Origin of the sequence: Photobacterium minamisatsumaniensis (assembly GCF_050336695.1) — a bacterium.
Lineage (GTDB): Bacteria > Pseudomonadota > Gammaproteobacteria > Enterobacterales > Vibrionaceae > Photobacterium > Photobacterium minamisatsumaniensis.
Window position 1 is genome coordinate 130,939 of record NZ_JAKJSI010000010.1, and the last position, 20,493, is coordinate 151,431.

Genomic DNA, 20,493 nt, shown 5'->3' on the forward strand with positions numbered 1-20,493 from the left:
AGTGAAAATTGGAAATTTTCAATTTCGTTCTGGACAACTGGGATGTCATTGTCTCTCGTACTGTAGAGCACTTGTCATTGGTTAGCTTAGCTGTTGGCTTAGCGATGCTAACTGGCGTGCCTATTGGTATTGCAATCACCCAGAATCAACGTGCAGCAAATATCGTGCTGTATGTTGCGTCCATTATTATTACGATTCCATCTATCGCATTGTTTGGGATCATGATCCCCGTGCTGTCAATTATCGGCCAAGGGATCGGCTATTTACCTGCAGTTATTGCAGTTTTATTGTATTCGCAGCTACCCATTATTCGTAACACTTATACCGCGATTACTAACGTTGACCCGGCATTACGTGAAGCCGCTCGTGGCATTGGTTTAACCAATATGCAGCGTTTACGCCTTGTTGAAATTCCGCTAGCTATTCCTGTCATTATGGCGGGTGTTCGTATGGCGGTTGTGATGAACATTGGTGTAATGGCCATTGCAACTTATATCGGTGCTGGTGGCTTAGGTACATTCATCGCTCGTGGTATCAGCCAGTCTGATCCGCGTCAGTTGATTGTTGGTGCGGTCACCGTCAGCCTGTTAGCCATTTTTGCTGACACTGTTCTGGCTAAAATCCAGAAGAAATTCACACCGAAAGGCGTCGTTGTTCACGGCTAAAGTATTACGAATTAAGAGGGTGTTTTCATGATCCAACTTGAGAACCTGACAAAAATTTTCGAAACACCACAGGGCGTGGTGACGGCTGCCGACCATATCAATATGGAAGTTCCAACTGGCGAGATCTGTGTATTACTTGGCCCTTCTGGTTGTGGCAAGACAACAACACTAAAAATGATTAACCGTTTGGTGACGCCAACATCGGGCCGAGTTTTGATCAACGGTGAAGATACGACAGGTATCGATACAGTTACGCTGCGCCGTAATATTGGTTATGTTATCCAGCAAATCGGCTTGTTCCCGAACATGACGATTGAAGAAAATATTGCCCTTATCCCGAAACTAATGGGGTGGGACGCAAAACGTTGTACTCAGCGTGCTAAAGATTTGCTCGATATGGTTGCGCTAGATCCGAACGCTTTCATGAAGCGTTACCCGAATGAACTTTCGGGCGGGCAGCAACAGCGTGTGGGTGTGGTACGTGCGCTAGCGGCAGATGCACCAGTCCTTTTGATGGATGAACCTTTTGGTGCTATTGACCCAATCAACCGTGAAGTCATTCAGGAAGAATTCCTGAAAATGAACAAAGAGCTGAAGAAAACCATCATGTTCGTATCACACGATATTGATGAAGCGGTGAAAATGGCGAATAAAATTGCCATTTTCCGCGATGGTCAGCTAGAGCAATATTCAAGCCCCGATCAATTGCTTGCTCACCCTGCAACTGACTTTGTCGCTGACTTTGTGGGTACCGATCGTACCCTTAAGCGCCTACAGCTTTCTACCGCAGGTGAGGTGATGGAAAGCCATGTGCCGACTGTTATGCCAAGCGATAATCTTGAAGTCGCTAAGCAGCGTATGGAAGAGTACGGCCATGGCATGATTGTGATGGTTAACAACCAACATCAGCCTGTGGGTGTGATCACCAAATCTGTTGCGATGAGCCAGCGTGGTTTGTGTAGCGATCACTTTAATGGCTTGCCAATTCTGATGAAGCAAGAACAGGATTTACGTGCAGTCGTTTCGAAAATGTTCGCACATGATATTAGCTGGTTAGCAGTGGTTGATGAGCAGGGTCGCCTGTGTGGTGAAATTTCACAGCGTGGTATTACACACCACCTGGGAGCAAGTTTCCGAACGAAGGGGTAAGGGATGAAGTCGATTAATCTAAGCCCTTACATCAATGCTTTACTGATGCTGACGGTCTTTACACTTGGGGTTTGGGCACAGTCCTCTGGGTTTATTGAACAATTTATCTATTACTGGGATGAAATTGTTTACCTATCTGGTCACCACATCAAGCTAACCCTGATTTCAGGCTCTATTGCGGTGATGATTGGTATTCCGGTCGGGGTGATTTTAAGTCGTCCGTCTTGCCGTAAGATTGCAGATATTGTGATGCAGATTTTTAACGTGGGTACAACAGTACCGACGCTCGCTGTATTAGCACTATCGATGAGCTTTTTAGGTATAGGTGATAAGCCTGCCGTTTTCGCGTTAGCGTTTGCATCGGTTTTACCTATTTTACGTAATACCTATACGGGTTTACTTTCGGTTCCTGCGCACCTTAAAGAGGCGGCAACAGGGATCGGCCTTACACCTTGGCAGCAGCTGATGAAAGTTGAGTTGCCCAATGCGATGTATGTGATCATGGCAGGTGTGCGTACTGCAATTGCGATTAATATCGGTACAGTGCCATTGGCGTTCCAGATTGGTGGTACAGGCTTAGGCGAACTGATTTTTGCGGGTATCGACTTGTATGATACGCCAATGATGCTTGCTGGTGCGATTCCAACCGCAGTGTTAGCACTGATTGCGGATATTCTTCTGGGCATGCTGACTTACTTTGTCGTCAGTAAAGGCGTTAACCCTAATCGTAAGTAAGAGGCAACAATGAAACGCATTATTTCTTTATTGGCTACCGTTGCATTGCTCAGCTCTGCATCAGCCATGGCAGCTGGCAAGCTGGTTGTTGGCGGTAAGGGTTATACCGAGCAGTTGATTATGTCTTCAATGACGGCGCAGTACTTGTCGAATTTGGGTTATGACGTCGATCAGCGTGATGGCATGGGTTCAACTGTTTTACGTACAGCGCAACTAAACGGCCAAATTGATTTGTACTGGGAGTACACCGGTACAGGTTTGGTGACCTTTAATAAGGTGGTTGATAAGCTGACGCCAGCAGAAACTTACCAGCGTGTAAAAGAGCTCGATAAGAAAGTGGGCTTAGTGTGGTTGAACCCATCATTGGCGAATAATACCTACGCACTTGCAATGCGTAAGGATTTTGCCAAAGAAAAGGGCATTGAATCAATTACCGACATGATGGACTGGCTTCGAACCGAAGATGGTCAAGATGCTCAGCTGGCAACGAATATTGAATTCTCGGCTCGCCCAGATGGTTTGAAGTCATTGCTAGAAGCGTATAACTTTACTCTGCCTCGCCATAACTTGCGCAAGATGAATTCAGGGTTAGTTTACCAAGCTCTCTCACAGAACGTTGTTGATATCTCGATGGTGTTTGCGACCGATGGGCGTGTTAAAGCGTTTGATTTTTATGTTCTGAAAGATGACCGTAATCATTTCCCTAATTATGCGTTAACACCTGTTGTACGTCAGGATACGCTAGATAAGCACCCTCAGCTTGCTGAACAGCTTAACGTACTATCTGCGTTAATGGACGATGAAATTATGTCGTCATTAAACGCAACGGTTGATGTTGATGGTGTATCGATTGAGCGTGCCTCTCGTGAATTTTTACAGCAGAATAATTTGTTGTAACAAGAGCCTAAATTAATAAAAGGCCAGCATTCGCTGGCCTTTTTAATGGTAACAAGATGATAAAAAGTGAATTAAAGGTTGGTATCGCACAAATTGCCCCTGTGCTAGGCGATGTTGCAGCGAACCGAGAAAAGCACCTTAGCTATATTAAACAGGCTCATGCACAAGGCGTTGAGCTATTGTTGTTTCCTGAGCTATCACTAACAGGATATAGCTTGAAAGAGCAAACCCTTGAGGTTGCCATGCCAGTGACTGATGTACTGTTTAATGAACTCGCTGCAGTTGCTGGTAATATGGTTGTGAGTGTTGGTTTTGTTGAAGAAGCGGCCGCTGGTGAATTCTATAATGCACAGGCGTTGATTAAGAATGAACAACCGTTGCATGTGCATCGCAAGATAAACCTACCTAACTATGGCGGATTAGAAGAAGCTAAATGGTATAGCAAAGGCCAAGATCTAACGATGTGCGAACCCATTAATGGTTGGCCGATGCATACACTGATTTGCGCGGATCTATGGAACCCAGCGCTGCCTCATCTTGCGATGTTAGATAAGCCTGCAATTATGCTTGCCCCAGTTAATTCAGCAGCCGATATTGTTTCTGATGAGTTTTCAAACCCACAGGGCTGGAAGACAAACACTGATTTCATCTCAATGACCTATGGTGTGCCTTTATTGATGGCCAATAGCTGCGCCCGTGAAGGGAATAGTCAGTTTTGGGGCGGCTCTCGTATTATGGATGCACTTGGCAACTGCGTGGCTGAGGCGGGATCTGAAGAGGTATTAATTACTGCGAATTTGAAGCTGGAAGATACACGGATAGCTCGGTTCCAATTACCAACAATTCGAGATGCAGATTCAAGGTTAATGCTTGATTTGTTAGCGAAGCGAATTGGAAAGTAATGTTAGCGGCTTATATCGCTAGTATGATGCTTCACTTATGACTTTGATAAAGCGGTGATACAAGTGAAATGATGTATCACTAGTATCACCGTGCTTAAAACTGGCTCAGAATTTATAATAATGGGCTAAACATATAAAAGAATTGTTCAATTAATTTATTGGTAATATGCCGCTTTTCCCATTCATCTTTATTCACTAATGACGAATCTTTAATATATTCTTGCTGGAGCCAATTTAATTGTTGGGTAAACTCCGGATTATCAACCGCAAGTGTTACTTCAAAATTAAGCCATAGGCTACGCATATCGAGGTTAACGGTACCAATCAAACAATGGTTCCGATCTATGACAACGGATTTTGTATGCAGTAACCCACCATGAAAACGATGAATATTGACCCCTGCCGTTAATAGCTCAGTAAAGAATGATCGACTTGCCCATTCCACCATAATTGAGTCATTTTTATCAGGAATAATGATATCGACTATCACACCGCGCTCAGCTGCACCTTTCAACGCGTGAAGTAGGTTTTCGCTCGGCACGAAGTAGGGGGTTGTAATAACAACACTTTCTTTCGCTTGATAAATACTCAGTAGCAAGACTTGGTGGATGATTTCATCAGGCATTCCAGGACCTGATGGTATGACTTGAATCATATCGATATTTTCATTGGTGCTCGGCAATGTACACTCAGGTTGGGAAGGTAAGTAACGATCACCCGTTTCTACTTCCCAGTCCCATGCCTGTATACAGTTCATGACTGATACCGTTGGCCCAGTTACTCTTACCATTACATCAACCCATTGACCCACACCCGCATCTGTTTTAAAAAAAGCAGGATCAACGAGGTTCATCGAACCGGTATAACCAATGGTGCTATCGATAACGACAATTTTACGGTGCTGGCGTAAATCCAATCGGCGAAAAAACATCCTTAAGGGGCTTACAGCCAGAGCAGCAGTGATATCAATTCCTGCGTGCCGCATTAGCTTGGGCCAATGCGAGCGGAAAAAACGGGAGCTGCCTGCTGCATCTAATAAGATCTTTACGTTCACACCACGCCTAGCGGCTAGAACAAGCGCTGTTGCAACCTCGTCGGCTAACCCTCCTGGGTGCCAGATATAAAACTCCATATCGATGGAGGACTTAGCCTGGTTGATATCATCAATGAAAGAACGAAGGATCTTTTGTGGGGAGTCTTGTAGTGACAGTGTGTTCCCACTTAATGCTGGAATACCTAAACGGTTTTCACAAAGATCGTTGATTGGCCTAGCGTGCTCGCTCATTAAATGCGGTTGGTGTCCAGAACAGTCATTAAGACGCTGAAACCAGTCTGCAAAGGGTTGGAACATGTCTTTTGAACGTTCTGCTCGTTTTTTTCCGAGATTCAGTTCGCCAAATAACAAATAAGCCATAACACCACCCACAGGAATGATGTAGATAATCATAAGCCAAGCCAATGATACCCCTACGACGCGGCGTTTAAAGACAACACGCATCGTGACCGCAGCAATCATTAGCCAATAGAAGAAAACACCGACCCAGGTAAGTACTTGGTAAAACTGTTCCATTTAAATGATTTTTTTGAGTTTTGTTATTACCTATTCTGCATTGAAACGGTAGGAATACCAGCGAAATAACGCGTAAAGCAGAGAAAGATCATTGAACATCGTAAAGAAATTTATGCTGATATGTATGACATATGTAACAGGAACTTAATGCGAACGTGCAAAAAATAAGCGATGTGATGATAAAAGTGGAAAAAAAGCAGTTAATGATCAAAAAGTATGATCATGGCCTTCACATTCTAATCGCAACCTGTTTTACTTGCTACCTATAGAGCGTCAAAAACACATTTTATAAGTGTACACTAAAGTTTACAAAACATAATTGACGCCTATCTCAAGCACACACAACAGAATATTTTGGAGAGAACGTGGCGAATAGTAATACAACCACAGCACCCCGTGAGAATTGGGGGTCAAGATTAGGCTTCGTAATGGCCGCGGCAGGATCCGCAGTAGGTCTAGGTAACATCTGGAAGTTCCCATACACAGCTGGTGAGAGTGGTGGTGGTGCTTTTGTCTTTATCTATCTATTGTTCGTTATCTTTATCGGTTTCAGCGTTATGCTGACTGAATTTGCCGTGGGCCGTAAAACAGGCCTTTCCGCAGTAGGTGCTTTTAAATCAACGGATCGTCGCTGGTCATTCGTCGGGGTGATTGGTGTTGTCAGCGGCCTGCTTATTATGGGCTTCTATCCGGTCGTTGGTGGCTGGGCAATCGCATACATCTATAAAATTTCGTCTGGTCTATTAAGCACACCTGAAGCAATTGGTGATAGCTTTGGCAGCTTTATCTCTAACCCCGTTCAACCTTTGATGTGGATGGGCTTATACCTTGTATTCAACATTCTTGTTGTAATTAAGGGTATTTCAGGCGGTATCGAGAAAGCAGGTAAAATCCTGATGCCTCTACTGTTTGCTATCCTGATCTTGGTTGCAATCAAAGGCCTTACTCTTCCTGGTGCATCGGCTGGCCTAGAATTCCTATTTAAACCAGATTTTTCTAAAGTAGACAGCAGCGTTGTATTGGCTGCGCTAGGTCAGGCTTTCTTCTCACTAAGTCTAGGTATGGGTTGTATGATCACATACGGTAGCTACCTGAAGAAGAAAGAGAACTTAGTTCAAACGACGGCGATGGTAACAGCGATGGATACTGGTGTTGCGCTGCTTGCCGGTCTAGCGATGTTCCCAGCGATGTTCGCTTTCAACATGGAACCAGCAGCAGGCCCAGGCCTAATCTTCGTTGTCGTTCCTCAGCTATTTGCTGAAATGGGCGGTATTGTTGGTCTGTTACTTGCGCTACTGTTCTTTATTGCACTAAGTGTTGCTGCTCTGACATCTTCAGTTTCTTTACTTGAAGTTGTAGTTTCATACCTGATTGACGAAAAAGGCATGAAACGTCCTACGGCGGTATTCTCTGCAAGTGCGGTAATGGCTGTATTGTGTGTGTTCGCATCACTGTCTCTTGGCGGTACGGGACCACAGTTATTCGATACTGGCGCCTTTGATGTCTTCGATTTGCTGACTGATAAGATCTTCCTAGCCGTGGGCGGTATGTTAGTTTGTATCTTTGCTGGCTGGCGTCTGAGCCGTAGTGAGCTAGAAAAAGAGATCACTAACGACGGTGAAATTAAATTCCCACTGTTTGGCCTATGGTACAACCTAGTTAAATACGTGATTCCTTTCGCTATCGCTATCGTTGCTATTGCAGGTGTGAAAGCCGGTTTTGACAGCGGTAAAGGTGAAATTATGGTGCTGGGCTTGGCGATTATCGGTATCGGCGGATTAATTTCTAAGAAGCTGTAAACCAGTTACAAGCAATACCGTTAAATAGTAAAGCGAGAACCATAAAGGTTCTCGCTTTTTTGTTTTTATACTACGCCCCTCGCTGGCTTTAAAAACAATAATCGGTATACTTCTTGCTCCAAAATCGGAGCCAGATTGTTATGTTCGATATCCTTCATACTCACCCCGACTATCTAGTCATTAATAAGCATCCTAACGTTTCTGTTCATAAAGATGACGGCGATACCATGCTGTTGCAAGAAGTGGCTAACCAGAGTGGGGATGAGCAGCTTTATCTCGTGCATCGTTTAGATAAGATGACCTCTGGTTTGTTGCTACTCGGTCGAAATAAGCAAGCTGCAGCTATATTGTCTGCCAATTTCGCCAATCGTGATGTGGAAAAATATTATGTCGCGATTGGGACTAAAAAACCGAAGAAAAAGCAAGGCATTATTATTGGTGATATGAGCCGTTCACGTCGAAGTAGCTGGAAGTTGGAATCGAGTACAGAAAATCCTGCGGTTACTCAATTTTTCTCGACTGCAGCAGGTAACGGCCGACGATTATTTTTGTGCAAACCCTATACAGGGAAAACGCATCAAATTCGTGTGGCACTAAAAAGTATTGGCTCCGGCATTGCAGGGGACGGTATTTACGGTTGCGAACCTTTAGATCGCGGTTATTTACATGCCTATGCGCTACGTTTTCCATATCAGGGGGAGCTGTGGCAATTTATTTGCGCTCCAACGGCGGGTGAGTTGTGGAGTATTGATGAGACAGTGCAAACTTTGCAGCAATGGTCTGAACCTTGGGCTCTTGATTGGCCAGTAATACCAAGCAAAATAAAAAGGTCGTAAAGTAACCAAATTATGTGGTTTTGATGTGTAGAAATACCCTCTTACATGGCTTATTTAGCTGAAGTGGATATTTAATGACATTAAATCTGGTTTGATTGCCGCTTAATTGACCGATCGCAATTACACTATTGATGAAGATCACATATAATATCGGTCTAGGACCTCCCTAGACCGAGAATCAAAAAATGCGCCTTACCCGCTCTATTTCACTCCGTATGCGACTCAAGAAAAAAAAGAATAAAACTCGCTTTTGGGGGCTGGCATCATTTCGTCGTAATCGACAGATCAATAAAAAACGTACTCTTCGCCAGCGACAAGTACGCATGAATGCAGAGTATGTCGTTCTTGCTCAGTGCCGGCAGCAGGAAGAAGACTTAAAATTCGTCGCTTAAACCTCCTTTCCAAAGACTTAAACTCGAATTAATTTTTGTTGAAACGAGCATCTTGAGGTCTCTGAGTATAGAATAGCGCCCTTATTTCAATTCATGTCGTAGAGTTATGGAAACAAGTGCGCTAACTACCCTAGAACAACACCTGCTTGATGAACTTACTTCCCCGCCGTCTGAAGTACGCCGATTATTTCATGGTCGTGGCCGTTGTTGGCCGGGGCTGGAACAGCTAACGGTTGATTGGCTGACAGGTCAAGTGTTGGTCTCATTATTCAAAGAGCCCTCTGAAGCGTTTCTTGTTGAACTACATCAACGACTGAATTCCATAACAACGACTGATATTTGGCGACAAAGTGGTGCGCAATCGCTGTTGCTCCAACATCGTGATCGTCAAGGCTCACCCATGGAGCTATTGTGGGGTGAAGATCGTGAATACCAAAATGTGGTTGAAAACGGTTTAACCTTCAAGTTGGATTTAGGGCGTAAGCAAAATAACGGATTATTCCTTGATATGCGTTATGGCCGTGATTGGGTAATGGAGCATGCTCAGGGAAAACGCGTTCTTAACTTGTTCGCGTATACTTGCGGTTTTTCAGTCGCGGCAATTGAAGGTGGCGCCGAGCACGTTGTTAACCTTGATATGGCAAAAGCGGCGTTGACGCGTGGCAGAGATAATCATCACCTGAATAACCATGATTTGAAAAAAGTCAGCTTTCTTGGTCATGAGCTATTTAAATCATGGGGTAAAGTTCGAAAGCTTGGTCCTTACGACATGATTATTATCGATCCACCATCTTTCCAGAAAGGTAGCTTTGCCCTAACAAAAGATTACCAAAGAATTCTGCGTCGTTTGCCTGAATTATTGACTGAAAATGGTCAGGTTGTTGCTTGTGTCAACGATCCTTCAGTATCGTCGAACTTTTTAATAGAAGGGATGGCAGCAGAAGCCCCTGAACTCATTTTTGAACAGCGTCTTGAGAATCCACCTGAATTTAAAGACATCGATCCTGAAGGTGGATTGAAAGTGTTGATATTCAATCGTCAGTAGCAGGGTAGCCACTATGTTGTTTGAATTAGCGTAAATTAAAACGCCCAGCTTTGCCGTTGGGCGTTTTGGTATTAGGAAGCACAGAGTGTATTAATTAGCCATTTCAGTGCAGAATTCACTGTGGACAACTTCCTGGGCCATAGTGCGACCACGCATGTCCATGATCACGATGTTATAATTAACGCCTTCATTAACGAGTGGGCTGAGCTCTTCACTATTGCAATAGCTTATAGCGGCATTCTTTGCGGCTTGAGTTGGCGGTGTTTTGCCGCCACCGCCGTATAAGATCGTAATTTCAACCATCTTGTCTCGAGCTTGAGCCTTCATGATTTTATATTCATCAATCATATCGTAAGGCGCACGATTATTAATTGCAGCCGCACGGCTGTCAGCGAGTGCTTTTATTGCATCGTCTTGAGCGTTTGAAGCACAACCTACCATCAGAAGTAGGGTTAAGCATGCCATCGTTTGTTTAAGCATAATGTGTGTCTCTATGGCTGCTATGGCAGCACTTTCTTGAAGGGTTTAACAATAACATTGTCATAAACACCAGCTTCAATATAAGGATCAGCGTCAGCCCAAGCTTGCGCATCTTCTAGGGAATGAAATTCAGCGATAACCGTTGAGCCTGTGAAGCCTGCTTCTCCTGGGTTCTCGCTATCGATAGCTGGCATTGGACCGGCAACGAGCAATCGACCTTGTTCTTGTAATGCTTTTAGGCGCTCAAGGTGTTTGTCGCGAACACTTAAGCGACGTTCTAGGCTGTTTTCAACATCTTGAGAAAAAATGACGTACCACATGAATTGCTATCTCCTTATATGACCAATAGGCAGAAGTTCGAATGACCCAAGCACTTATGGCTGGCGTTAAAAGGTTATCTTAAAGGAAAAAAAAAGCCCTAACTAGTTGTTAGGGCTTTTTTGCGGAACTTTGCACTGTTCTATACGAACGTATTTCTCGTCGGGTCTTATTTTTATACTTTTTTGACTGGACGTGGGCGACCGTCGCTGTCGATAGCAACATAGTTGAATGTTGCATCGCAGACCATAAAGCGGTCTTCGATCGCTTCTTCTTTGACGGGCTTCACCCATACTTCTAGATCGATACTCATCGAGCTATTACCGATCTTGGTACATTCGCCGTAGCAACATACAACATCGCCAACTTTGACGGGCTTTTTAAATGTGATACTTGAAACGGAAACCGTCACGATACGTCCGCCGGAGATCTCTTTAGCGAGGATACCGCCAGCAAGGTCTAATTGAGACATAAGCCAGCCACCAAAAATATCACCGTTGGCATTGGTATCAGCTGGCATTGCAAGAGTGCGAAGCAATAGTTGCCCGCGTGGAATATTATTTTTTGATGTCATGTTACGGCTCTGTACTATTCTGAATCGTCTTTAGGCATATGGTGGTAAATATAGCCGCCAGTCGCAAGGGTGAAAATCAAAGTTAGTGCTAAAAGACCAAATACTTTGAAATTAACCCATACATCGAGCGGTAAGCGGAAAGCAATATAGACATTCACAATGGCACAAACAATAAAAAACAGTGCCCATGCTGTATTTATTCGTCGCCAAGCAAATTCGGGTAAGGTGATTTCTTTCCCTAACATCCCCCTTATCAGTGGCTTACCTATCAATTGACTAATTATGAGGCCAAAAGCAAAAATGGCATAAACAATGGTGACTTTCCACTTAATGAAATTTTCATCATGAAGAAAGATAGTCAACCCGCCAAATACGGCAACCATCAGAAAAGTGATCACCTGCATTTTTTCCACTTTTTTGTATAGAAACCATGTTAAGGCGACTTGCACCGCGGTGGCGACAATAAGCGCTCCTGTTGCAACATAGATATCGTGGGTCTTATACAAAATGAAAAAAAGAACGAGTGGAATAAATTCAATCAGCTGCTTCATGTACTGGGTATCCTGATACTGGTGAGCACTTAGTATACCAAGCGCATATCTTTTTGGGGCGTTTATTGATTCGACGAAGATTAGCCCTAACAGCGCGTATCATCATCTTTGGTAACCCGTAAAAATAAAGGCTGCGTGTCTGCAGCCTTTGCTTGTGGTGTGATTGGTGTTTACCAGTCCCCGATAGGTGCTTTACGCCTTACTATCGTTTGATTGAGGTGTTTCATCGACATTTGTCATATTGTCGACAATAACGGCGCAAGCCGCATCACCCGTGATATTGAGTGCCGTTCGAGTCATATCAAAAATACGGTCAAGTGCAAATAATAGTGGTAAGCCCTCAATCGGTATGCCTGCTGCCAGCAGCACCGCAACCACAAGGAATGATGGGCCGGGTACACCTGCTTGACCCACTGCTCCTAATGTAGAGGTGATAATGATGGCGATGTAGGCACTCATGCTTAGATCAATATTAAATATTTGGGCAAAAAAGATAGCCACGAGCCCATAGTAAATGGCATTACCGCTCATGTTAATGGTTGCGCCAAGCGGTAAGACAAACGATGCCGTTGAGTTTTTAACGCCGAGCTCTTCTTCACACACTTCCATGGTGACAGGCAGGGTTGCCATCGATGAAGCTGTCGATAAGGCGACAGCCTGTGGCTTTTTCATGACCGATAAGAACGTTATTGGTGATGTATTACTAAAAACTTTGATTAAAGCTGGATAGAAGATAAAGCCATAAATCAAAATGGCGATGAGGTATACCATAAAGAGTTTGAATACGACCATTAGCGCATCGAAGCCGAATGAACCAACCGCATCTGCCATCAGGCCGAATACACCAAGTGGCGCAACCTTCATGACCACATTGATCATCCAAACCATGGCATCCACAACGGTATTCACCCCGTTAAGCACAGGGTCGCGACGTTTCTTTTCAATCTTGGATAGTGCAATACCAAAGAACATGCAAAATACAAGGATTTGTATAATGTTGCCCTCGTTCAATGATTGAAAAATATTGGTTGGGATCATCCCCAACAGGGTCGCCCAAAAAGTCGGTAAGTCTCCCTTATTTGCATAAATATTGGAGAACATACCTTCAACACCCGCGAGGTTAACACCGACGCCGGGTTCAAAGATCTCACCTAAAAAGAGAGCTAATGAGACGGCAACAGCGGAGGTTAAGCCAAAAAAGCCCAATGTCGCTAAACCGACTTTTCCTGCGGAGTGGCTACTCCCAAGGCTCGCCGAACCAGAAATGATTGCTACGGCAACAAGTGGAATAACCAGCATCTTTATCAGATGGATAAATATACTGCCGAGAGGTGCAAAGATGCTAGCTGATGGCCCCATCGTTGCCCCAACGAGTGTCCCCACACACATAGCAATAACGACCTGTACGCCGATATTGCCGAACAATCCTTTTTCTTGTAACACCGTTAGATACCTCAGTTTTGCATATTATTAATGTTTGTTTGCAGCTGCATTTTTCTAGTAATTATAAAGCATTCTTGTTTGATTCTGTTGCGAAAGTGTTTTTACATGTAAACAGAATAATTATCAATGTTTGTTTGTTAAACCTGTTATTTCAATGATCAAGGCTAATTTTTGGCTTCAATCGTATAGTTTAGTTAACAAAGTGCTCATGTGTTTTTGAACGTTGTTGGTTAAGCTGTAGAGCTCATGACTAGGCCGAAAAGCAGAAGTACACATAATAATATAGATATGTGTATTTTTAACTAACTTATAAAGTGAAAACAAAATAAGAATGAAACCAATTTATATAACGTAACGTGACAACTATAAATAAAATATTARTGATATTCATTACGGTTGTTTCTAACTGCTCATGTCTATGTCTAGATAATTAGTCGAATTTTATTTCGCGTTTAGTATCCAATCATCTTTAATAGTAGTCACGATGTTTTCTGTTGCGATTAATTAACCTAGCCCTTTAGGGTTAAGTTTGTTGGGTGATTAGTGGTTGTAATTTAAATAAATTGTTTTTTTGTTTTTTATTAAGCTGGGTAAATGTTTCTTTATTTATTGCGGGGTATATTTAATCATTTCACATCAATGGTTTAAGTGTTTAAAGGTGTAAATTTCATTTCGATGGTTAGGTTTTAAGTAACGCTTATCACCTCGATAAGAGTTAATTAATTGTCTGTAATGAATGCTCTCCCTATAATTCACCGCATGCCAAAACGGAACCGGGTAATAAACGTGAATTACTTTTCTATTTATAGTTTTGTTTGATTTCTCGGTGTTATAACTGTTCAGGCTGAAATTATCGCCGTAGATTTAATATCTAGCGCGATGGTTAAATTATAAAAATAACTCGCAATAATTAACCTTCCTATTGCTTAGGGCGGGTGCCATTGGACGGCAAAATACCAAGTCATTAATTAATATTTTATTTATAGGTTTAAAAAATGAAAAAGTCTCTTATTACTCTGTCATTATTAGCAGCGATGGGTTCAACTACAGCAATGGCTAGTTCAAATATTGGTACAGGTGATTTTAATGGTCATGATGTCGTCATTGGTGAGATTGCGAAAAATGATGATGGCTCTATAATCGCAGCAGATATCAGTGTTGATGGTACTCAACATCGAATTATGAAACAGAATGATAGCTGGACTGTTTCAAATGAAAATGGCTTAGGGCAAGAGCTAAAAGTTGATGAAAGCGGGAATATTACAATTGATGGCAAGGACTCTGGTAATGTATCTGACTATAACAAACCTCGCCCAGTACTTCCGCCAAAAGCTGATGAGTCTCTTCCTATGGAGCCAGAAGCGAGTAACCCGATAGAAGCAGTACCAACACACCCGATTGAAGATCCTGAATTTTCAAACCCAATCGAACCAGAGCCAGAGCACCCAATTGAAGATGGAAAGCCTGGTCAGGGGCCTGAAGGTGAACCATCAAACCCAGATCGTCCTAATGGTGAAACCGAAGACCGTATCCAAGGTAAGATCAATGACCGTATCGATGCCGTTGATGGTGCACTAGATCAAGGCCGTACATCAATCTCTGATAATACCGCAGCAATTAACGATTTACGTACTGATTTTGAAGATTTTGCCGACGAGACCAATAAGCGCTTTAATGAGCTTGATGATCGTATGGATGGTGTGGTTGCGTCTATGCATGCAATCACTAACGCCCGTCCAATGGTCTCAAACCCTGGTGACTTTGCTATGGGTGCGGGTGTTGGTTTCGCTGGTTCGAAAGAAGCGATTGCGATTGGTGGTGCATACGCAATTAATGAGAATTGGGCTGCATCTGCAACGATGAACTATGAAAGCTCAACTCGCCACAGTTCAAGCCAAGTATCTGGCGGTGCGGGTGTGCAATACAGATTTTAATGCCCTGGTAAGTAAAAAAACATAAGCACATGGTAGTATTTAGGGAATTTCCCAAGGGAGGCTGTAATCGCCTCCCTTTTTTTGTTTATTAATGAATGTCTGGCAAAAAAAACACCCTCAGCATAAGGCAAGAGGGTATCTAGAATCGCTTAGTCCGTTAGTAGATTATGAAAGACGGGTTGCCGCTTTCATATCACTGATGAACTTGTGCATGTTAGTTAGCATTGCATCGTTGTCACCTAGGCTGTTTTCAATCACTTTCACGACAGCAGAGCCAGAGATAGCACCTGCAGCACCGGCTTCAATGGCTTCTTTTACTTGTGCTGGTTCTGAGATACCAAAACCAAGCAGAGCGGGTGGTGCATCGTTAGCTTTTAAGCTGTCTAGCAGGTGATTAATTGGCATACCTGCTTTGGTTTCAGCACCTGTAACGCCAGCACGAGATAGCAGGTAGGTATAACCACTACCATATTGAGACACGGTTTTTAGTGTTGATTCATCCGCATTCGGCGGTGCAATGAAAATAGGGTGGATACCGTATTTTTCTGCCGCAGCACGGAATTCAGCAGATTCTTTAACGGGTACATCTGCGATGAGTACCGAATCAACGCCCGCTTCAGCACATTTTTGATAGAAGGTTTCAATACCGTTAGCAAAGACAAGGTTGGCATACATTAGCAAGCCAATTGGCATATCAGGGTACTTAGCTCGGATTGTCGCTAACATATCAAAGCAGACTGAAGGTGTAGTACCTGCTTCTAGTGCTCGAATGGTCGCGCCTTGAATGGTTGGGCCATCGGCAAGGGGATCAGAAAATGGAATGCCTAATTCTAGTGCATCAGCGCCAGCTTCAACTAATGTTTCAATGATCTTTAGTGATTGCTCAGGGTCTGGATCACCGATAGTAACAAAAGGAACAAATGCACCTTCGTTTTTTGCCGCTAGACGGTCAAACTGTGCTTGATAACGATTCATTACAATGCTCCTTTTGCTTCTAGAATGTCGTGAACAGTGAAGATATCTTTATCACCACGGCCTGACAGGTTCACAACCAATAGCTGTTCTTTCTCTGGATTTTCTTCAATCATTTTCAGTGCATGCGCCAAGGCATGAGCTGACTCCAATGCTGGAATAATACCTTCGTTACGCGCCAATGACTGGAAGGCATCCAGAGCTTCGTCATCTGTTACTGCGACATATTCGGCACGGCCAATGGCATTCAAATGAGCATGCTGAGGGCCAACTGATGGGAAGTCTAAGCCAGCTGAAATTGAGTAAGACTCTTCAACCTGGCCGTCTTCGTCTTGCATCAATGGTGCTTTCATACCAAAGAAGATACCAAGCTTACCGTGCTTAAGTGGTGCGCCGTGCATATCGGTATCTAAGCCTTTACCAGCAGGTTCAACACCAATTAGGCCGACAGGTGTTTCGTCGATGAAATCAGAGAACATGCCAATGGCGTTTGAGCCACCACCCACGCAGGCAATAACAGCATCAGGCAGGCGACCTTCTTTTTGAAGGATCTGCGCTTTTGTTTCTTCACCAATGATGTGCTGGAACTCACGCACGATAGTTGGGAATGGGTGAGGGCCAGCAGCGGTACCTAGTAGGTAATGTGCTTTATCGTAAGTTGCAGACCAGTCACGCATTGCTTCATTACACGCATCTTTTAGGGTTGAAGATCCAGAGTGGACCGGAATAACCTCAGCGCCCATCAGCTTCATACGGAAGACGTTCGGGCTTTGACGTTCAATGTCTTTTGCACCCATGTATACGCGACATTTTAACCCCAGCAGTGCGCAGGCCAGTGCCGTTGCAACACCATGTTGGCCAGCACCGGTTTCAGCAATGATTTCATGCTTGCCCATTCGTTTGGCAAGTAGTGCTTGACCTAGTACCTGATTGGTTTTGTGTGCACCACCGTGAAGTAAATCTTCACGCTTTAGGTACAACTTGGTTTTGGTACCTTTCGTTAGGTTCTGGCATAACGTTAAAGCGGTTGGACGGCCTGCGTATTCTTTTAGCAGAGTTAGGAACTCTTCCTGAAAACTTGGGTCTTGTTGGGCTTCAACGAAAGCTGCTTCTAGTTGATCCAGTGCTGGTACAAGAATTTGAGGGACGTATTGACCACCAAACTCGCCAAAATAGGCATTTAACTTGCTCATTGTGTTCTTTCCTTAATACTTTCTGATAGCCGCGAATGCCGCTTTCAATTTTGATGGGTCTTTTTTACCGGGCTCGCTTTCTACGCCTGAATTTAAATCAAGGCCTCGGCAGCCGATATTGGCCGCTTCATTGGCGTTTTCTGGGGTTAGGCCGCCAGCTAACATGATTGATTGCTTATCCGCACTTGGGATCAGGCTCCAATCAAAAGCGATGCCTGTACCACCGGACTGCTGGCCTACTTGAGTGTCAAGCAGGTGCTTATCAATATGCCCCCACTGGGCGAAACTTGGTGCAGTGTTAGCAACACCGTGAGCCTTCCAAATTTCGCAGCCAGCAGGCAGCCGTGTTTTCAGCGTCAGTGCAAATTCAGGGCTTTCATCGCCATGAAGCTGTACCGCAGCAAGAGACAGTAAGTTGGCTGTTTCGGCAACGGTGTCCAACTCGGCATTTTGGAATACACCAACATACTTCAGCGGAGCGCCACTCATTACCAAGCGTGCTTGTTCAAGGTCAACACAGCGTGGAGACTTAGCTACAAAAATCAAGCCGCCGTATATGGCGCCATTTTGGTATACCGAGGCTGCATCTTCCGGACGAGTTAAGCCGCAGACTTTGTTTTCACCGAGTATCACGCGGCGAACAGCCAGCTCAATGTTGTCTTCAGACATGATTGAGCTACCAATCAAAAAGCCGTTGGCATAGCTTGAAAGGTCACGCACTTGCTGGTGGTTGTATATGCCTGATTCAGAGATCACGATGGTATCTGCTGATAAACGTGGTGCCAGCTCTTTAGTACGATTCAGGTCGATACTTAGATCGCGCAGGTTGCGGTTATTAATGCCGACAACTTTCGCTTTTAGGGCTATCGCACGCTCTAGTTCTTCTTCGTTGCTGACTTCGGTCAAAATACCCAAATCAAGCGATTGAGCGACAGCTGCTAGCTCAAGGTATTCATCGTCGTTGAGAACCGAAAGCATCAGCAAAATGGCATCTGCCTGGTAATGACGAGCCAAGTAAACCTGATAAGTATCAATCATGAAGTCTTTGCAAAGAACGGGCTGCTTAACTTGACCTCGAACTTGAGGTAGGAAATCAAAGTTTCCTTGGAAGTACTTCTCGTCAGTCAGGACTGAAATGGCATTGGCATGGTCGTTATAAACCTGAGCGATGTAATCCAAATCGAAATCATCACGGATCAAGCCCTTAGATGGTGAGGCTTTTTTACATTCAAGAATGAAAGCGGCGTTATCACCAGAGAGTGCTTGATAGAAGTCACGATCAGAAGGCGTTAGGTCATCTTTGAACGTTTCAAGCGGCTGCTGCTGCTTGCGTTCTGTCACCCAAATACGCTTGTCGTCGACAATTTTAGCTAGAACAGTTTCCATGATTACCCTCGTGCAGCCAGTTGACCAACAAGCTCGTAAGCTTTGCCAGATTGCATCACATCAACGGCTTTTTGTGTGTTTGCTTTTAGATCTTCGTAACCAAATAGGCGAAGGAGTAATGCGACATTTACTGCGACAGCGCCCACTTGAGCTTCCGTCCCTTTGCCTGTCAAAATATCAGTAATGATCTGTCGGTTTTCTTCTGGCTCGCCACCTTTAATTGCTTCCAGTGGGTGAGTGTTCAGGCCAAAATCAGCCGGCGTCAGAGTGTACTCTTTGATTTCACCGTCAATGATTTCAGCGACGGTGGTTTCACCGTGAATCGCCACTTCATCTAGGCCGCTACCGTGTACAACCGCCGCACGCTTCATACCCATTGTTGCCATGGTTTCGGCAATTGGACGAACCAATGATTTGTCATACACACCCATTAGTTCGATGTTTGGACGTGCAGGGTTAATTAGAGGTCCAAGTACATTGAAGATAGTGCGGGTTTTGAGGGTTTGACGCACAGGCATCGCATGGCGGACACCGCCGTGGTACTCCGGTGCGAAGAGGAAGCAAACCCCAAGGTCGTCAAGCGCTTCACGTGCCGTTTCTGGCTTCATTGCCAAGTTGATGCCGAATTTATCCAATAGATCAGAAGAGCCAGATTTACTGGAAACACCACGGTTGCCGTGCTTGGCGACTTTGATGCCACATGCTGCGGCGACAAATGCTGCCGTGGTTGAAATATTAATGGTATTGGCGCCATCGCCACCTGTCCCGACAATATCAGCAAAATCATAGTCTGGGCTTGGGAACGGGTTGGCATTGGCTAATAGCGCTTTTGCCGCACCAGCGATTTCTGCCGGTGTTTCACCTTTGATTTTCAGCGCGGTGAGTACCGCAGAAAGCAAAATCGGTTCAACGTCACCTTTGATGATTGCATCAAACAGGGTCTGGCTTTCGTCTTGTGTTAAAGCCTGTTGGTCATACAGTTTATCTGCAATAGTATAAATGGTCGCGTCCATAATCTTTTCCCTAAAATTTGTTGCTATCAGGCTTGAGTCGTTGATGCTGGGGTGGTCATTACCCAGTTTAAGGTGTTGGTGAGCAGCTGTGCCCCTTGGGTCGTTAAAATCGACTCAGGGTGGAACTGATAGCCACAAACACGATCCTCGTCATTGGTTACAGCCATAACCAACTCATCGACATCAGCGATGACTTGTAGGCTTGACGGTACTTCCTTCGCAACTAATGAGTGATAGCGAGCAATTGATAATGGGCTAGGCAAATCACCAAATACGGTGTGGCCGTTATGATTCATCATTGCCGATTTACCGTGCACGATATCGCCAGCACCAGCCACTTTTCCGCCGTAGGCTTCAACAATGGCTTGGTGCCCAAGGCAAATACCTATCATTGGTACTTTTCCTCGAACCCGCTTGATGAGCTCTGGCATACAGCCTGCATCTGCAGGTGCACCGGGTCCCGGTGAAAGTACCAGTACAGGGTTGTTTTTTTCTGCTAGCGCTTGTTCCATCTGTTCGACCGTTAGGCTGTTACGGTAAATAGTGACCGGAAAGCCTAGCGAGCGGAACTGATCAACCAAGTTATAGGTAAAGGAGTCAAAGTTATCGAGTAGGACAATGTGTGCGTTGTTCATTTCT

At 44.4% G+C, this 20,493-nt stretch carries 21 protein-coding genes; 10 read left to right on the forward strand and 11 right to left on the reverse strand.

All coding sequences use genetic code 11. The annotated features are described in order from the left end of the window. The first annotated feature begins 8 nt into the window (after positions 1-8). Genes L4D78_RS00985 through L4D78_RS01005 form a run of 5 tightly spaced genes read left to right on the forward strand, consistent with a single transcriptional unit; the run spans position 9 to position 4,348 of the window. Positions 9-665 carry an ABC transporter permease gene (locus tag L4D78_RS00985; RefSeq protein WP_428465213.1) on the forward strand — a complete coding sequence of 219 codons (657 nt, stop codon included), beginning with the start codon at positions 9-11 and terminating at the stop codon, positions 663-665. A 27-nt stretch (positions 666-692) separates the two neighbouring features. Further along, the gene (locus L4D78_RS00990; RefSeq protein ID WP_428465214.1) at positions 693-1,814 is read left to right on the forward strand and encodes an ABC transporter ATP-binding protein; all 1,122 of its coding nucleotides are present in this window, start codon (positions 693-695) and stop codon (positions 1,812-1,814) included. A 3-nt stretch (positions 1,815-1,817) separates the two neighbouring features. After that, entirely contained in the window at positions 1,818-2,549 is a 732-nt protein-coding gene (locus L4D78_RS00995) for an ABC transporter permease (RefSeq protein WP_428465215.1), read from the forward strand. 9 nt (positions 2,550-2,558) lie between these two features. Further along, a complete protein-coding gene (locus tag L4D78_RS01000; RefSeq protein WP_428465216.1) occupies positions 2,559-3,446 on the forward strand; it encodes a glycine betaine ABC transporter substrate-binding protein in 888 nt (295 codons plus the stop codon). Between the two features lie 56 nt (positions 3,447-3,502). Continuing rightward, positions 3,503-4,348, forward strand: a complete 846-nt coding sequence (locus L4D78_RS01005; RefSeq protein WP_428465217.1) for a nitrilase-related carbon-nitrogen hydrolase — start codon at positions 3,503-3,505, stop codon at positions 4,346-4,348. A 112-nt stretch (positions 4,349-4,460) separates the two neighbouring features. On the opposite strand, the gene cls is transcribed toward L4D78_RS01005, so the two are convergent. Then, on the reverse strand, positions 4,461-5,918 hold the full coding sequence (gene cls, locus L4D78_RS01010; RefSeq protein WP_428465218.1) for a cardiolipin synthase: 1,458 nt from the start codon (positions 5,916-5,918) through the stop codon (positions 4,461-4,463). A 365-nt stretch (positions 5,919-6,283) separates the two neighbouring features. Between cls and L4D78_RS01015 the strand changes: the two genes are divergently transcribed. From L4D78_RS01015 to L4D78_RS01030, 4 genes are all read left to right on the forward strand, one after another. Then, a complete protein-coding gene (locus L4D78_RS01015) occupies positions 6,284-7,717 on the forward strand; it encodes a sodium-dependent transporter (RefSeq protein ID WP_428465219.1) in 1,434 nt (477 codons plus the stop codon). Between the two features lie 140 nt (positions 7,718-7,857). Next, positions 7,858-8,553 carry a TIGR01621 family pseudouridine synthase gene (locus L4D78_RS01020; RefSeq protein WP_428465220.1) on the forward strand — a complete coding sequence of 232 codons (696 nt, stop codon included), beginning with the start codon at positions 7,858-7,860 and terminating at the stop codon, positions 8,551-8,553. Between the two features lie 185 nt (positions 8,554-8,738). Next, positions 8,739-8,945, forward strand: coding sequence for a hypothetical protein (locus L4D78_RS01025; RefSeq protein ID WP_428465221.1), 207 nt, complete (start codon positions 8,739-8,741; stop codon positions 8,943-8,945). Positions 8,946-9,051: 106 nt separating this feature from the next. Beyond that, a complete protein-coding gene (locus L4D78_RS01030) occupies positions 9,052-9,990 on the forward strand; it encodes a class I SAM-dependent methyltransferase (protein WP_428465222.1) in 939 nt (312 codons plus the stop codon). Between the two features lie 90 nt (positions 9,991-10,080). Here L4D78_RS01030 and gspS2 read toward each other — a convergent pair whose 3' ends face one another. The 5 genes from gspS2 to L4D78_RS01055 form a co-directional block, all read right to left on the reverse strand. Beyond that, complete coding sequence (gene gspS2, locus L4D78_RS01035) at positions 10,081-10,470, reverse strand: type II secretion system pilot lipoprotein GspS-beta (protein WP_428465223.1); 390 nt, start codon at positions 10,468-10,470, stop codon at positions 10,081-10,083. Between the two features lie 20 nt (positions 10,471-10,490). After that, complete coding sequence (locus tag L4D78_RS01040; protein WP_428465224.1) at positions 10,491-10,790, reverse strand: YciI family protein; 300 nt, start codon at positions 10,788-10,790, stop codon at positions 10,491-10,493. 173 nt (positions 10,791-10,963) lie between these two features. After that, positions 10,964-11,362, reverse strand: coding sequence for an acyl-CoA thioester hydrolase YciA (gene yciA, locus L4D78_RS01045; protein WP_428455684.1), 399 nt, complete (start codon positions 11,360-11,362; stop codon positions 10,964-10,966). Between the two features lie 14 nt (positions 11,363-11,376). Continuing rightward, positions 11,377-11,913, reverse strand: coding sequence for a septation protein A (locus L4D78_RS01050; protein ID WP_428465225.1), 537 nt, complete (start codon positions 11,911-11,913; stop codon positions 11,377-11,379). Positions 11,914-12,105: 192 nt separating this feature from the next. Beyond that, positions 12,106-13,371, reverse strand: coding sequence for a dicarboxylate/amino acid:cation symporter (locus L4D78_RS01055; RefSeq protein ID WP_428465417.1), 1,266 nt, complete (start codon positions 13,369-13,371; stop codon positions 12,106-12,108). A 980-nt stretch (positions 13,372-14,351) separates the two neighbouring features. Between L4D78_RS01055 and L4D78_RS01060 the strand changes: the two genes are divergently transcribed. After that, the gene (locus L4D78_RS01060; RefSeq protein ID WP_428465226.1) at positions 14,352-15,290 is read left to right on the forward strand and encodes a YadA C-terminal domain-containing protein; all 939 of its coding nucleotides are present in this window, start codon (positions 14,352-14,354) and stop codon (positions 15,288-15,290) included. 165 nt (positions 15,291-15,455) lie between these two features. On the opposite strand, the gene trpA is transcribed toward L4D78_RS01060, so the two are convergent. The 5 genes from trpA to L4D78_RS01085 are packed head-to-tail and all read right to left on the reverse strand — an operon-like array spanning position 15,456 to position 20,489. Then, positions 15,456-16,265 (reverse strand): tryptophan synthase subunit alpha, encoded by an 810-nt coding sequence (gene trpA, locus L4D78_RS01065; protein ID WP_428465227.1) that lies wholly within the window; start codon positions 16,263-16,265, stop codon positions 15,456-15,458. Continuing rightward, the gene (trpB, locus tag L4D78_RS01070) at positions 16,265-17,455 is read right to left on the reverse strand and encodes a tryptophan synthase subunit beta (RefSeq protein WP_428465228.1); all 1,191 of its coding nucleotides are present in this window, start codon (positions 17,453-17,455) and stop codon (positions 16,265-16,267) included. The genes trpA and trpB overlap by 1 nt, the downstream gene beginning before the upstream one ends. 12 nt (positions 17,456-17,467) lie before the next feature. Further along, positions 17,468-18,841 carry a bifunctional indole-3-glycerol-phosphate synthase TrpC/phosphoribosylanthranilate isomerase TrpF gene (trpCF, locus tag L4D78_RS01075; RefSeq protein ID WP_428465229.1) on the reverse strand — a complete coding sequence of 458 codons (1,374 nt, stop codon included), beginning with the start codon at positions 18,839-18,841 and terminating at the stop codon, positions 17,468-17,470. A gap of 2 nt (positions 18,842-18,843) precedes the next feature. Beyond that, positions 18,844-19,854 carry an anthranilate phosphoribosyltransferase gene (gene trpD, locus L4D78_RS01080; protein ID WP_428465230.1) on the reverse strand — a complete coding sequence of 337 codons (1,011 nt, stop codon included), beginning with the start codon at positions 19,852-19,854 and terminating at the stop codon, positions 18,844-18,846. 26 nt (positions 19,855-19,880) lie between these two features. Further along, positions 19,881-20,489: an aminodeoxychorismate/anthranilate synthase component II gene (locus L4D78_RS01085; protein ID WP_428465231.1), complete on the reverse strand. Its 609-nt coding sequence runs from the start codon at positions 20,487-20,489 to the stop codon at positions 19,881-19,883. Positions 20,490-20,493: the final 4 nt, after the last annotated feature.